Genomic DNA, 12,966 nt, shown 5'->3' with positions numbered 1-12,966 from the left:
GCGCGCACGCCTCCCGGCGTGGGGTGGTGGTGGGGCGGCGGCTGGGGGCGCCGGCCCCAGGCCGCCCGCGGGCCCCCGCCACGACCGGTCTGCGCGGGTATCGCCCTGCCCAACGCCGCTCCGGCTCTTCCGCGTATGGGGACGGCGTCTATCGTTCCCCCCATGAAGGTCTGTTCGATCGCCGCTCCGGCCACGGCGGAGGAGGCGGAGGCGATCCAGGACGCCCTGCGGCCCCGGCTGGACCTGACCGGCCCCGGTCCCCGTGACCCCGCCCTGGTCGCGGGGGTGGACGTGGCCTACGCCGACGACCTGCTGGCCGCCGCGGTCGTGGTGCTCGACGGGACGACTCTGGACGTGGTCGAGCAGGTGACGGTGCGGGGACGGCCCGCCTTCGACTACGTGCCCGGCCTGCTCGCCTTCCGCGAACTGCCCAGCCTCGTCGAGGCGCTGGAGCGGCTCACCGTCACACCCGACCTGATCGTCTGCGACGGGTACGGCCTGGCGCATCCCCGGCGGTTCGGCCTCGCCTGCCACCTCGGGGTGCTCACCGGCCTGCCCACGATCGGCGTCGGCAAGACGGCCTTCGTCGGCTCCTTCGAGCCGCCCGGCCGGGAACGCGGCTCGTGGAGCGAACTGCTTCTGGACGGCCGGGTGGCCGGCCGGGTGTTGCGTACCCGGGACGGTGTGAAGCCGGTCTTCGTCTCCGTCGGCCACCGCGTCGACCTGGAGACCGCCTGCCACGACGTGCTGGCCCTGACCCCGCGTCACCGGCTCCCCGAGACGACGCGCGCCGCCGACCGGCTGTCGCGTACGGCGCTGAAGGCCGCCCTGGCCGCCTCCACCTGACTACGGCGACGCGTCCCCGCACGTGATCAGGAGGCGCCTTCGGCCAGGTGGCGCTCGACGGTCGCGACCTTGGCGTCGAGCCTGTCCTGCCCGGCGCGGGCGTCGGCCTTGAGCACCAGGCTGACGCGGGAGCAGCGGGCCTCGACGGCGGCGACCGCGTCCTTGACGACGGCGAGCACCTCGTCCCACGTCTCCCCCTCGACGGTGGTGAACATGGCGTCGGTGCGGTTGGGCAGCCCGGACGCGCGGACCACGCGCACCGCCTCCGCCACCATCTCGCCGACGTCCTCACCGGCGCCGATCGGCGTGACGCTGAACGCGACGAGAACCGACATGAAACCTCCTCGAAGATCGCATCCCCGGGCCACGCTAACACCCGCCGCCGGGCGGCGGCGGGTGCGGGTGGTTCACGCCCGAGTGGTGCGCTCACCCGGCCTGTGGCCTGCGGCCGCGCGGGCGTGCGCGCCGGTGAGGAGAGCGCTCACCCGCGCGGCGGTGCCGTCGCCGGGGTTGAGCACGCAGATCCACGACTGGGCGGCGTACACGGGGTGCGGCAGGATCCGGTCCGGCACCCGGTAGTCCAGCGCGTCGTGGCGGTCGGCGTGCGCGGCCGGCGGATAACCGAGCAGCTCCTCGAACACGGCGCGGCCGACCCCGATGTTGACCCGGAAGACGCCGGGCCGGTTCAGGTCGGAGGCGGTGTCGAACCCCTCGTAATCCTTCACGACGATCGTGGCGAAGGGCATCTTCCGGTTGGCCGGCTCGTCGTCGGGGTCGTAGTAGAAGAAGGTGTCTCCCCATGCCGCCCGCGGCGCGCCGTTGTCCTCCGCGGCGGTGAAGGCGGCGACACCCGGCAGGCCGGTCACGAATTCGATGACGTCGTTCTCGGTCACACGAGGTCCTTTTCTCGCTGGATTTCCTCCTTCAAGTTTCTCATTCAAGTCCTTAGTGAGACTTTTCTAGAGATTTCGTCGACGATCGCTCGTCAACCCTCAACTCGCGGGTGAAGGCCTCCGCGCTCCGGTCCGGGGAGGCCGCACCACCGCCACGGGGCAGTGCGCGTGGTGCAGGACCGCCCGGCTCACCGAGCCGAGCACCGCCGCGCCGACGGCGCCGCGCCCTCGCGACCCCACGACGAGCAGGTCGGCCTTCTCTCCCGCCTCGACCAGCGCGGTGACCGGATGCGCGCAGACGGCCCGCATCTCCGCGGCGACGTCGGGATACCGGTCCCGGTGGGTCCGCAGCGCGCCCGCCGCGCAGTCCTCGTGGGCCTTGCGCACCTCGTCGACGTCGTAGGTGATCTCCGGCGCGAAGGGGTGCACCGGAAGCTGCCAGGCGTACACGGCGAGCAGGCGGCAGTCGCGCAGCCGCGCCTCCTCGAACGCGTAGGTCAGGGCGGCGCCGGCCTCCGCGGAGCCGTCGACGCCGACGACGACCAGCCCGTGGGACGCCGGCACTCCGGCACGCACCACGACGACGGGGGCGTCGACCTGACCGGCGACGTGCATGCCGACCGAGCCGAGCAGCATGCCGGTGAACCCGCCGTGCCCCCTGCTGCCGATCACGATCTCCGCCGCGTTCCCGGCCTCCTGCCGCAGCACCCGGGACGGGTCGCCCTCGATCATGGCGGTGGTCACGCGTACGACCGGGTGGATCTCCCGCACGGCCTGTTCCGCCTCCTCCAGGATGCGGCGGCCGGCCCGGTCGAGCTGGTCCTCGATCGGGACGGGATAGCGCGCGATCTCGTACGGCAGGCGGTCCACCGCGTGGACGATCCGCAGCGGCAGGCCCTTGCGCGCCGCGTCGCCGGCGGCCCATTCCACCGCGGCGGCCGCGGCACGGGATCCGTCGGTGCCCACGATGACGGGTTCGGTCATGGCTCCTCCTTCTGCTCCTGCCCCTATCCGACCGCCTTGGCCTCGTCCGGGGCAGGGCCGCTGGTCCCCGCCCGGCGGGACCTTTCTCCTCCCCCACGGCACACACCGGGGCACACCCCGGGGCAGGACACCCGGGGCGGACCCTGCGCGGACCCTGGGCGGATATGGAGCGGCCGGCTCGCGTGGCGACGAGGCGCGCGAGCCGGCCGGAGGTCGGGAACGGGTGGTGAGGGGCGGGATCAGGAGCAGGTGAACCCGCTCGCCCCCGGCGAGGAGGGACCGGACCCCTGGAAGCCGAAGCTTGCCGACGCGCCGGGCGCCAGGTTCTGCGCCCACGAGGGCGCCTTGGCCGTCCAGCGGCTGCCACTGGAGGTCACGGTCGCGCTCCAGCCGCTGACGAGGCTCACACCGGACGGCATGTCCCAGGTGACCGTCCAGTTCGGCCAGGCCGCCGCGCCGGTGTTCTTGACCGTGACGTTCGCCGTGAACCCGCCCTGCCAGGAGCTGGCCACCTGGTAGGTCACCTGGCAGTTCCCCGGGTTCGCCGACGGCGACGGGCTGGGGCTGGGACTGGGGCTGGGACTGCGGCTGGGCGAGGGCGACGCCGAGGGGGACGCGGACGGGGACACGGAAGGAGACGACGAGGGCGAGGCGGAGGGCGACACGGACGGCGACGGCGACGGCGAGCCGCTGGGCGTGGTCGTGGTGTAGCTCGCCGCGGTGTAGTCCGCGCCGCACTGCGATCCGCAGGACGCGGGCAGGGCGAAGCTGTAGACCCGGCCGCCGTTCACCAGCGCGTCGGACGCGTCGCGCACCCGGATCTGGAACTGCGTCGATCCCTGGGTGACCCCGCCGATGATGTACGACTGGCCCATGTCGGAGTTCATCTGGGCCTGCTTCCAGGCGCCGTCGGCGTAGTACTCCACCCCGTGGATGCCGTTGGGCAGGTGGGAGACGGCGATCGCGGGCCACCACGCCTGCGCGCCCTTCATGAACCCGATCCTGATGTCGCCGCTGTAGCCGGGCGCCGGGACGAACGACCAGGTCATGTGGCGGTTGTTCCAGTGGTTCGGGTACATGTCCCCGACCGGCGACCCGTTCTTGACGAACCTGTTCAGCGACGGCTTCGACAGGTCCAGGTGATACCGGTCGTCGCGGCACCAGCCGTTGGAGTCGCCGCAGCTGTCCGCGACGATCATGGTGAGCGTCGCGCCGTTGTAGGCGTCGGAGACCCACGACCCGTTGCGGCAGAACGCCTGGCCGGGCGCCCCGTCGTTGACGCCGGTGCAGTAGTCGGAGACGGTCACCTTCACATACCGGCCGCAGTTGAGGCCGTTGTTCCACAGCCCGGCCTTGGACGCGTTCGCGCCGGTGAGCGGCCGGGGGTAGAAGGAGTAGTCGCCGGGCGTGTCGTACACGTTGAGCGCGACGAAGTCCTGCGAGTCCAGCTCCGACTGCGGCAGGCCGCAGCCGCCGTACGGCGAGCCGAGGCCGTCGAAGTAGGTGGCGCTGCCGGTCACCGGCGCGGGCGGGTCGTCGACCGCGCCCGCCGGTGTCGCGGCGGGCCAGGCGGTGAGCAGCACCGCGGCGACGGCGGCCGCCCAGATGCGGCGTCGGACGGAGGTTGCGCGGCCGGTCATCGGGCTCCCTGCGCTCACGGTAGGGCTAGGAACGCCGAGATCGTGGCGCGGGGCGGCGGCCAGGTCAAGGCGCCGACGCCGGCCATCCCGGTGAGCTGGGCGATCCTCGGTGAAGGCCTGTAACTTTCATCACCATCCCAAACCAGAGACGTGCATAAGCCGACTTTCGGGGCAGAGGACACGAAATCACTCATCGGCCTGGGGGAGCGGCTACATGACAGACCTCGCACGCGGCATGGCGGTCGGCGTCGAAGAGGAGTTCCATGTCGTGGACCTGGGGACCCGGCGACTCGTCCCGCGCGCCGGCCTGCTCCTCCAGCAGTTGCCACCGGACCGGTTCACCCAGGAGTTGCACCGCTCGGTCGTGGAGGCCAACACCCGCCCGTGCACCAGTCTGGAGGACCTCTCCCGCCAGCTGACCGGGCTGCGGGCCGACGCGGTCGCCGCGGCGGACGGGCTCGGTCTGGGCATCGTCGCCGCGGGGACGGTCCCATTGGTCGATCCCGAGACGATGAAGATCTCCCCCGATCCGCGCTACGAGCAGATGCTGGCCGACTACCAGGCGCTCGCCCGCGAGCAGCTCATCTGCGGCACACAGGTGCACGCCGAGGTGCGCGACCGCGACCTCGCGGTGGCCGTCACGCACCGGCTGGCTCCCTGGCTGCCGCCGCTGCTCGCTTTGAGCTGCAGCTCGCCGTACTGGATGGGGGCCGACACCGGCTACGCGAGCTTCCGGTCGATGGTGTGGCAGCGCTGGCCCACCGCGGGACCGGCGGCGCGGTTCGAGTCGGCCGAGGAGTACGACGCGATGGTGGACGAGCTCATCCGGTCGGGGGTCATCAGCGACCCCGGCATGCTCTACTTCGACGTCCGGCCGTCGGCGCACGTGCCGACCGTCGAGCTGCGGGTGTGCGACGCCTGTCCGCGCGTGGACGACATCGTGCTCATCGCCGGGCTGTTCCGCGCGCTCGTCAGCCGCGAGCTCGACGCCCTCGCCGCAGGCGGGCCGCGCTCCGCGGCCGAGGAGTCGGTGCGTACGGAGCTGGTGCGGGCCGCCTCCTGGCGGGCGGCCCGCTCGGGGCTGGACGGCGAGCTGGTCGATCCAGTCGAGGGGGTGCCGCGGCCGGCCCGCACGGTCGTCGGCCGGATGGTGGAGGGGCTCCGGCCGCAGCTGGAGGAGTCCGGCGACTGGGCCCTCGTCTCGTCGCTGGCGTCCCGCGCGCTGGCGGACGGCGGATCGGCGGCCCGGCAACGGGAGGCGTTCCGGCGCGGCGGCCGCCTGACCGACGTGGTGGACGTGCTGCTGGCCGAGACGAGATCCCCGGCCGGGACGAGATCCCTTGCTGACACGAGATACGGGGACCGGCGGCTCGCGGCGGCGGGGAGATAGGACATGTGCGGACTGACCGGCGAGATCCGGTTCGACGGGCGACGCGCCGACATCGGCGCGGTGGGCCGGATGACCGACGCGATGCACGATCGCGGCCCGGACGGGTCGGGCCTGTGGGCGCGGGGCCCGGTCGCCCTGGGCCACCGGCGCCTGAAGATCATCGACCTGTCGGACAAGGCGGCCCAGCCGATGGCGGACGACTCCCTCGGCCTGGCCGCGGTCTTCAACGGCTGCCTCTACAACTACCGTGAGCTGCGCGAGGAGCTGCGGGCCGAGGGATACCGCTTCTTCTCCGGCTCCGACACCGAGGTCCTGGTCAAGGCGTTCCACCGCTGGGGGCCCGACTGCGTGCACCGCTTCGCGGGGATGTTCGCCTTCGCCGTCTTCGAACCGGCGACGGGACGGCTGACACTCGCCCGCGACCGGCTCGGCATCAAGCCGATGTACGTCTGGCAAGACGGGCGGCGGCTGCGCTTCGCCTCCACCCTGCCCGCGCTGCTGGCCGGTGGCGGGGTGAGCACCGACATCGACCCCGTCGCACTGCACCACTACATGACCTTCCACTCGCTGGTGCCCGGCGAGCGCACCATCCTCGCCGGTGTGCGCAAGCTGCCTCCGGCGACCGTACGCACGGTCGAGGCCGACGGGACCTCCCATGACACGGTCTACTGGGAGCCGCCCTTCACCCGCCTGCCGCGATACGAGGGGATGGACGCGCACGACTGGCGCGAGGCCGTGCTCGACCGGCTGCGCGCCGCCGTACGCAAGCGCATGGTCGCGGACGTGCCCGTGGGCGTGCTGCTGTCGGGCGGGCTGGACTCCAGCGTCATCGTGGCCCTGCTCGCCGAGGAGGGCCAGCGGGACCTGTCGACGTTCAGCATCGGGTTCCCCGCGGCCGGCGGGGACGCCGGGGACGAGTTCCGCTATTCCGACCTGGTCGCCGAGCGCTTCGGCACCGACCACCACCGCATCCTCATCGAGGACTCCCGCCTGCTTTCGGGTCTGCCGGAGGCGGTGCGGGCCATGAGCGAGCCCATGGTCAGCCACGACTGCGTCGCCTTCCATCTGCTGTCGAGTGAGGTGGCCAGGCACGTCAAGGTCGTGCAGTCGGGGCAGGGCGCCGACGAGGTGTTCGCCGGATACCGCTGGTTCCCGCCGCTGGCCGCCGTGCCGCGCGAGGAGGCCTTCGCGACGTACGCCCGGGAGTTCTTCGACCGGCCGCACGAGGACCTCGCCGGCATCGTCGCGCCCGACCATCTGATCGACCAGGACGTGAGCACCGACGTCATACGCCGCCACCTCGACCGGCCGGGAGCCGAGACTGCGCTCGACGCGGTGCTGCGCCTGGAGACCCGGCTGATGCTCGCCGACGACCCGGTCAAGCGCGTGGACAACATGACCATGGCCCACGGTCTAGAGGCCCGCACGCCGTTCCTCGACCACGAGCTGGTCGAGCTCGCGGCGGCGTGCCCGCCGGAGCTGAAGCTCGCCGGGGGCGGCAAGGGCATCCTGAAGGAGGCCTCCCGGGCGCTGCTGCCGCGCGAGGTCGTGGACCGGCCCAAGGGCTACTTCCCGGTGCCCGCGATCCGGCACATCGACGGGCCGTTCCTCGATATGGTGCGCGACGCGCTCACCGCGCCCGCCGCGCGCTCCCGCGGCCTGTTCGACAAGGCGTACGTCGAGGAGCTGCTGGAGAACCGGGAGGCCCACCGCACCACGACGGGGGTCAACGTGCTGTGGCAGCTCGGACTGCTCGAGATGTGGCTGCAAGCGCAAGGAATCTGATGGCGGAGCACCTCCTCGGCGCTGGGTCCGGCGCAGGGTTCCCCGGCGCACGGTTCCCCGGCGCCGGGTTTCTCGACGTGTGGGGCTGCTGGACGCCGGCCCCGGCGCCGGACCGGCGCGCCGTCGCGTACGTCAGCGACAGGGACGGCACGCCGCGGGTCTGGGTCCAGCCGGTGGGACCGGGCGGGCGGGCACGGGTCGTCGACACCGGGCCCGAACCCGTCGCCGACGTGAGCTGGTCGCCTGCCGGGGACCGGCTGGCCGTGCTCGTGGCACCCGGCGGCGGCGAGCACACGCAGGTCTGGACGGTCCTCACCGACGGCGGCGACCTGCGCCCGCTGGCCGCGCCCGAGGGCGGGTCGGCGTGGTTCGTCGACTGGACCGGCCGGGGCGACCTGCTCCTGGTGGCCGAGGTCTCGCCGGCCGGTTCGACCGAGGCCCTGCTGGTCGACGCGGCCACCGGGAGCCAGGAGACGGTCGCCGCCGGGCCGCTCCTGCACCCGGAGGCGGTCAGCCGCGACCACGCGAGGGTGCTGCTGCGGCACGGTCCGCGCGGCGTCCGGCGGATGTACGTCACGGACCTGTCCCCGGGCGGCGGACACCTCCCCGGGGGTGACACAGGCCCGCCCGGGAGCGTCACGGACCTGTCCCGAGGCGGTGCGGGCCCGTCCGGGGGCGTCGCCGAGCGGTCGCTGCTCGCCGGCCTGCCCGGGTCGACCGAGCAGGGCAGGCTCTCCCCCGACGGCGGAACCGCCTACCTGCTGAGCGACGCGGGCCGGGACCGCGCCGCGCTGGTCGCCGTACCGCTCGACGGGCCCATCGGCGGGCCGGTCGCGGTGGCCGAGCGGCGGGACGCCGAACTGGACCGCTTCGCGCTCAGCGTGGACGGCCGTCGCCTCGTGCTGGTGTGGAACGCGGCCGGACGCTCGGAACTGGAGGTGCTGGAGGCGGGCGGTGGACCCGGCGGTGGCCCCGATGACGCCGGACGCGCCGGCTCCGCTCCCACGCACACCGGACGCGGGGACGCGCAGGCCGCCGCGGGCCCCGGGGGCCCGAATCCGGGCGACGCCGCGAGCGCCGGAGGCGAAGTCGGGGGCGGAAGTGGCGGCGCGGCGACCGTGTTCTGCGCAGGACCGGGCGCAGGACTGGGCGCAGGACTGGACACGGGGCTGAGCGCGGGGCCGGGCGGCGGCTCCGGGTGGGCGCGACGCCCGCTCCCTGCTCCGCCCGGTGAGGTGGTCTCCTCGATCAGGCTCTCGGCGGACGGCCGGACGGCCGCCCTCGCCGTCGAGGGACCGGCCCAGCCGTCGCACGTCGTGCTGTGCGACCTCGACACGGGCCGATACCTGCCGGTCGCCGGAACCGGGCGACTCGCCGGGGCCGTGGACGCCGAACTCGTGCGCCTCCCGGCCCGCGACGGGCTGGAGCTCAGCGGATGGCTCTACCGGCCGCCCGGCGCCCTGGGCCCGGCGCCGTACGCGGTCTTCCTGCACGGCGGGCCAGAAGACCAGGAGCGACCGGCGTTCACCCCGCTGTACCAGTGCCTGGTGGCCGCCGGCATCGGCGTGTTCGCGCCGAACGTGCGCGGCTCCGCCGGGTTCGGCCGGGCCTTCCGCGACGCCGACAACCACGCGCTGCGTTTCCGCGCGGTCGACGACGTGGCCGACTGCGCCGCCTTCCTGGTGCGGGCGGGGCTGGCCGACACCGCCCGTCTCGCATGCCTGGGCTGGTCGTACGGCGGCTACCTGACGCTGGCCGCGCTCGTCACCTATCCGCGGCTCTTCCGCGCCGGGGTGGACGTGTGCGGGATGGCGGACTTCGCCACCTTCTACGAGCGTACGGAGCCGTGGATCGCGGCGGCCGCCGTGAGCGAGTACGGCCATCCGGAGACCGACCGCGACCTGCTGCACGCCCTGTCGCCCCTGCACGCCTTCGACCGCCTGGCCGCTCCCCTGCTCGTGGTGCACGGCGCGCGGGACACCAACGTCCCGGTGTACGAGGCCCAGCAGGTCGTGCGCGCGGCCCGGGCCCGGGGCGTGCCCTGCGAACTGCTGCTGTTCGAGGACGAGGGGCACGAGATCCGGCGGCGGGCCAACCGGGTCGCGTTCGTGCGGCGGGTGACCGAGTGGCTCGGACCACGCCTGACCGGCGTGTCCTCCGGGTGACTCCCGCCGCGGCTCTCAGCGCGACTCGTGCAGCCGCGCCAGGTCGCTCTCCATCTTGGCCATGACCAGCTGGTACCCCTCCCAGCCGTACATCCGGAGCAACTCGGACTTCATGCGGAGCGTCTCCTCCTGCACCGCCTCTGGACCCTGGCGGCGTAGAGCGTCGAGCGCGAGACGCGCCTGCCGCTCTCGGTCGGGGGCTCCGGCGAGATCCTCGCGTCTCATCTCAGGAGTAGGCATGGGGCTCTGCCCTCCGGGTCTGGACGAACGGTGCCTACACCTGACGCGCCTCGGCGGCTCTAGGTTGACCGCCGCGAGAAAAACTTCACAACAAGCGTGTACCGGCGGGTAGATGTGACCGGTCCCCCGGCGTCCCGTCAGGGCGCCTCGCCGCCGGGGACCTCGACCGCGATCTCTCCGCCCAGCCGGTGCCCCCCGCCGAGCACGAGGTTGTCGCCGCTCCAGAACCTCCCGGGGTCATACCAGTTGGGCCGGCGGCCGGCGGGCAGCAGGCCCATCGCCTCGTAGGTCACGGCGACGACCTCGGCGCAGTAGGCCGTCTCCAGCGCACGATCGGGCGCGGTGTCCCCGGCGCCGTCGCCCGCACCCTCCCGTGCGCCCTCCCACGTGCCGTCGCCCGTGCTGTCTCGCGTGGCGTCTCGCGCGCCGCCTCGCGTTTCGTCTCGCGCCGCGCGGCGCAGCGAGGGCAGCCGCCCGCGCACCCAGCGCCCGGCCAGGCGGGCCGTGGACGGGAACGGCGTGCCGTCCAGCCGCGCGATCGTCCGCAGGACGGCGTCCTCCATCTCCCTGGTCGTGGACGGTTCCAGCTGCCGCAGCCAGGCGCGCTGGCCATACCTGGCCGCCCAGACGCAGACCGCGTCACGCATGTCGTGCAACTGGACGCCGCGCTGATGCGTGCCCGACCACATGTCGGGCAGCGACCGGCCGAGCTCGGCGTGCCACATGAGCGGCGGCAGGTCCTCGATGACGACGGCCATGCCGACATGGTTCACCGGGCTGTTGGTGGTGACCTGGATGGCGCGGTCCGGCGCACTGCGTCCGCGGAACACCCAGACGTCGCCAGTGCGGGCCAGTTCGAGCGCCTTGTCGAGACTTATCCGCGTAGGAGCCACGGCAGTAGCCTAGGCACATGCGCTGGTGGAAGATACTCGGTCTGGCGGCCTTCGCGGGCGTCGCGGCGACCGGTGTGGTGATCGCCCGGGCCGAGCGCCGGCGGCGTGCGTACACGCCGGAGGAGATCCGGGAGCGCCTGCGGGCCCGGCACGCCGAGGCGGTCGCCTCGGCGGAGCCGCCAGGGATCGCCGCTCAGCCGCCGCGGTAGGCGTCGACGCCGAGCTTGACCGCGACCGCGAGACCGCAGAGGGCCGCGGCGAGGCGCAGCGTCTGGCCGGGCAGGCGGCGCGCGACCGCGGGGCCGAGCCAGCCGCCCACGAGGAACCCCACGGCCAGCGGGCCCACCGCCGCCCAGTCGACCGGGCCGAGGACGGCGAACCAGACGGCGGCGACGGCGTTGGCGAGCGCCGAGACGACGTTCTTGACCGCGTTGACGCCCACCGCCGGCCTGTCGAGCGCCGCCGCGAGCACGGCGAACATGATGATCCCGCCGGCGGCGCCGAAGTAGCCCGTGTAGACGGCGACGCAGAAGACGCCCGCGCGCAGCCCCAGGCCGCTGTCCCCGCCGAGGCTCACCCGCCCGGGACGCGGCGGACGCAGCAACAGCAGCAGCGAGGCGCCCGCGACCAGCACCGGGGCGACCATCTCGAACGTCCGCGGCGGCGTCACCAGCAGCAGCCCGGCGCCGGCCGCGCCGCCCAGCCCGGCGGCGAGTCCGAGGCGGCCGACGAGACGTGCCTGGCCTGCCAGCTCGGGCCTCGACCCGGCCGCCGCTCCCACGCCGGTGAACAGCAGCGCGACCGTGTTGGTGACGTTCGCGGCCAGCGGCGGCAGACCGAAGGCCAGCAGCGCGGGGTACGACACGATCGAGGCCAGGCTCACTACCGTGCTGACCACTCCGGCGACCAGGCCGATCCCGGCCAGCCCCAGCACGTCCACAAGCACAAGGGCACCCAACCATATGGGTTCAGTACGACCGCTACCGGCCTCCTCCTCCCGGCGCCCCGGCGGCGCGACTCGCCTGTCAGGACGCGGGAAAGCGCAGCACCCAGCGGCGCTGCCAGGGTGTCTCCACGGCCCGTGGGTGGTATTCGGCCCGGGCCCAGGCGACGGCCCGGTCGGCGGGCAGTCCCGACAGCACGGCCAGGCACGCGATCACGGTGCCGGTGCGCCCGACTCCCCCGCCGCAGGCGACCTCGACCCGGCGACCGGCCCGCGCGTGCGCGTGCAGCGCCCGGATGCGGCCGATCGCGTGCTCCCGGTCGCGGGGCAGGAGGAAGTCGGGCCAGTCGATCCACTCGTGCGGCCAGGTGAGGGCGTGGTCGTGCTTGTGCCTGAGCCGCCGGCTGCCCAGATAGAGGCCGTGGTCGGGCAGGGCGCCCGGCGGCATTGCGCGTCTCAGCCCGCGGCCCCGCACCCAAGGGCCGTCGGGAAGCCGGATGGCACCAGGAAGATCATCGATGGGCATGCCTCATCTTGCCCTCCGCCGCGCGGCCCCGGCAGCGGATTTTCGGGCTCATCCGGACGCGAGGCCGAACTCGTCCCGCAGGATGGAGAACAGGAGCTGGTCGTGCCAGCGCCCGCCCCGCCACTGGGCACGCCGGACCACGCCCTCCAGCCGGAACCCGATCTTCTCCAGGCACCGGATCTCGGCCGTGTTCTCCGGGTCGGTGGTCGCCTGGACGCGTTCCACCCGCGTGTGCGTGAACAAGTAGCGGACGAGCTCCCGCTGGGTCCGGGTCCCGACTCCCCTGCCCCGCCAGTCCGGCAGCAGGCCGACGGCGATCTCCCAGCACAGCGACGTGTCACGGCGGCCCCAGCGCCGTTCCAGCCACTCGACCCGCCCCGCCAGCTCGCCGTCCACCGTGACGGAGAGCATGTTGTCGGCTCCGGCCAGGAGCCCGCGGGTGCGCAGCGCCTCCCGCAGCGCGATGGTCGGCGTGAATCCGAACCACTGGTGCGGGGTCGCGCCGCTCTCGCTCTGGAAGGCCGAGTCGAAGGCGTCCAGGTCGGCTTCCGTCACGGGGCGAAGGGCCAGGTGGTCGGGCATCGCGGTCGGTCTTCCTCACGTGTCGTTCGAGTGATGGCGGCCTCGCGCCGGGCGGCAGGACGTTCCCCTCGCCCGCTCC

Annotated in this window: 14 protein-coding genes; 5 read left to right on the top strand and 9 right to left on the bottom strand. The window is 73.6% G+C overall.

Features of this window, described 5'->3' with window-relative positions; all coding sequences use genetic code 11:
• Positions 1-162 precede the first annotated feature (162 nt).
• Positions 163-846, top strand: a complete 684-nt coding sequence (locus tag ACIBK1_RS15355; protein WP_030509851.1) for an endonuclease V — start codon at positions 163-165, stop codon at positions 844-846.
• 26 nt (positions 847-872) lie between these two features.
• Here the strand turns inward: ACIBK1_RS15355 and ACIBK1_RS15350 are convergent, their stop codons facing one another.
• The 4 genes from ACIBK1_RS15350 to ACIBK1_RS15335 form a co-directional block, all read right to left on the bottom strand.
• Complete coding sequence (locus tag ACIBK1_RS15350) at positions 873-1,181, bottom strand: MTH1187 family thiamine-binding protein (RefSeq protein WP_030509852.1); 309 nt, start codon at positions 1,179-1,181, stop codon at positions 873-875.
• 72 nt (positions 1,182-1,253) lie between these two features.
• Complete coding sequence (locus tag ACIBK1_RS15345) at positions 1,254-1,739, bottom strand: DUF6194 family protein (protein ID WP_030509853.1); 486 nt, start codon at positions 1,737-1,739, stop codon at positions 1,254-1,256.
• A gap of 99 nt (positions 1,740-1,838) precedes the next feature.
• Positions 1,839-2,723, bottom strand: a complete 885-nt coding sequence (locus ACIBK1_RS15340; RefSeq protein ID WP_030509854.1) for a universal stress protein — start codon at positions 2,721-2,723, stop codon at positions 1,839-1,841.
• Between the two features lie 239 nt (positions 2,724-2,962).
• Positions 2,963-4,363, bottom strand: coding sequence for a cellulose binding domain-containing protein (locus ACIBK1_RS15335; RefSeq protein ID WP_396735313.1), 1,401 nt, complete (start codon positions 4,361-4,363; stop codon positions 2,963-2,965).
• Positions 4,364-4,577: 214 nt separating this feature from the next.
• Between ACIBK1_RS15335 and ACIBK1_RS15330 the strand changes: the two genes are divergently transcribed.
• From ACIBK1_RS15330 to ACIBK1_RS15320, 3 genes are read left to right on the top strand one after another with little or no spacing between them, the layout of a single operon-like run.
• Positions 4,578-5,753, top strand: a complete 1,176-nt coding sequence (locus tag ACIBK1_RS15330; protein WP_396735310.1) for a carboxylate-amine ligase — start codon at positions 4,578-4,580, stop codon at positions 5,751-5,753.
• 3 nt (positions 5,754-5,756) lie between these two features.
• A complete protein-coding gene (locus ACIBK1_RS15325) occupies positions 5,757-7,538 on the top strand; it encodes an N-acetylglutaminylglutamine amidotransferase (protein ID WP_396735307.1) in 1,782 nt (593 codons plus the stop codon).
• A complete protein-coding gene (locus ACIBK1_RS15320) occupies positions 7,538-9,703 on the top strand; it encodes a S9 family peptidase (protein ID WP_396735304.1) in 2,166 nt (721 codons plus the stop codon). Before ACIBK1_RS15325 ends, ACIBK1_RS15320 begins: the two co-directional genes overlap by 1 nt.
• A 15-nt stretch (positions 9,704-9,718) precedes the next feature.
• Here the strand turns inward: ACIBK1_RS15320 and ACIBK1_RS15315 are convergent, their stop codons facing one another.
• Together ACIBK1_RS15315 and ACIBK1_RS15310 are read right to left on the bottom strand one after the other, a co-directional pair.
• The gene (locus tag ACIBK1_RS15315; protein WP_030509859.1) at positions 9,719-9,928 is read right to left on the bottom strand and encodes a hypothetical protein; all 210 of its coding nucleotides are present in this window, start codon (positions 9,926-9,928) and stop codon (positions 9,719-9,721) included.
• Positions 9,929-10,080: 152 nt separating this feature from the next.
• Positions 10,081-10,836: a hypothetical protein gene (locus tag ACIBK1_RS15310; protein WP_030509860.1), complete on the bottom strand. Its 756-nt coding sequence runs from the start codon at positions 10,834-10,836 to the stop codon at positions 10,081-10,083.
• Between the two features lie 17 nt (positions 10,837-10,853).
• On the opposite strand from ACIBK1_RS15310, the gene ACIBK1_RS15305 reads away from it, so the two are divergent.
• Entirely contained in the window at positions 10,854-11,045 is a 192-nt protein-coding gene (locus ACIBK1_RS15305; RefSeq protein WP_036407781.1) for a hypothetical protein, read from the top strand.
• Here the strand turns inward: ACIBK1_RS15305 and ACIBK1_RS15300 are convergent.
• The 3 genes from ACIBK1_RS15300 to ACIBK1_RS15290 all read right to left on the bottom strand — a co-directional run bounded on the left by ACIBK1_RS15300 (position 11,030) and on the right by ACIBK1_RS15290 (position 12,887).
• On the bottom strand, positions 11,030-11,776 hold the full coding sequence (locus ACIBK1_RS15300; RefSeq protein ID WP_387076819.1) for a sulfite exporter TauE/SafE family protein: 747 nt from the start codon (positions 11,774-11,776) through the stop codon (positions 11,030-11,032). The genes ACIBK1_RS15305 and ACIBK1_RS15300 overlap by 16 nt on opposite strands.
• A gap of 85 nt (positions 11,777-11,861) precedes the next feature.
• Positions 11,862-12,227 (bottom strand): protein-tyrosine phosphatase family protein, encoded by a 366-nt coding sequence (locus tag ACIBK1_RS15295; protein WP_396735300.1) that lies wholly within the window; start codon positions 12,225-12,227, stop codon positions 11,862-11,864.
• Between the two features lie 126 nt (positions 12,228-12,353).
• Positions 12,354-12,887: a GNAT family N-acetyltransferase gene (locus tag ACIBK1_RS15290; protein WP_396735296.1), complete on the bottom strand. Its 534-nt coding sequence runs from the start codon at positions 12,885-12,887 to the stop codon at positions 12,354-12,356.
• Positions 12,888-12,966: the final 79 nt, after the last annotated feature.

The sequence above is a fragment of the Microbispora rosea genome (genome assembly GCF_044460045.1).
GTDB classification, from domain to species: Bacteria; Actinomycetota; Actinomycetes; order Streptosporangiales; family Streptosporangiaceae; genus Microbispora; species Microbispora rosea.
The sequence above is the reverse complement of the archived record's forward strand: the minus strand, read 5'-3'. Positions and strand labels throughout refer to the sequence as shown.

Bases quoted from the DNA above. Each gene is read 5' to 3' on its own strand.
- ACIBK1_RS15350 (WP_030509852.1), bottom strand. From the start codon at position 1,181: ATGTCGGTTCTCGTCGCGTTCAGCGTCACGCCGATCGGCGCCGGTGAG.
- ACIBK1_RS15340 (WP_030509854.1), bottom strand. From the start codon at position 2,723: ATGACCGAACCCGTCATCGTGGGCACCGACGGATCCCGTGCCGCGGCC.
- ACIBK1_RS15330 (WP_396735310.1), top strand. From the start codon at position 4,578: ATGACAGACCTCGCACGCGGCATGGCGGTCGGCGTCGAAGAGGAGTTC.
- ACIBK1_RS15355 (WP_030509851.1), top strand. From the start codon at position 163: ATGAAGGTCTGTTCGATCGCCGCTCCGGCCACGGCGGAGGAGGCGGAG.
- ACIBK1_RS15315 (WP_030509859.1), bottom strand. From the start codon at position 9,928: ATGAGACGCGAGGATCTCGCCGGAGCCCCCGACCGAGAGCGGCAGGCG.
- ACIBK1_RS15295 (WP_396735300.1), bottom strand. From the start codon at position 12,227: ATGCCGCCGGGCGCCCTGCCCGACCACGGCCTCTATCTGGGCAGCCGG.
- ACIBK1_RS15305 (WP_036407781.1), top strand. From the start codon at position 10,854: ATGCGCTGGTGGAAGATACTCGGTCTGGCGGCCTTCGCGGGCGTCGCG.
- ACIBK1_RS15325 (WP_396735307.1), top strand. From the start codon at position 5,757: ATGTGCGGACTGACCGGCGAGATCCGGTTCGACGGGCGACGCGCCGAC.
- ACIBK1_RS15290 (WP_396735296.1), bottom strand. From the start codon at position 12,887: ATGCCCGACCACCTGGCCCTTCGCCCCGTGACGGAAGCCGACCTGGAC.
- ACIBK1_RS15320 (WP_396735304.1), top strand. From the start codon at position 7,538: ATGGCGGAGCACCTCCTCGGCGCTGGGTCCGGCGCAGGGTTCCCCGGC.
- ACIBK1_RS15335 (WP_396735313.1), bottom strand. From the start codon at position 4,363: ATGACCGGCCGCGCAACCTCCGTCCGACGCCGCATCTGGGCGGCCGCC.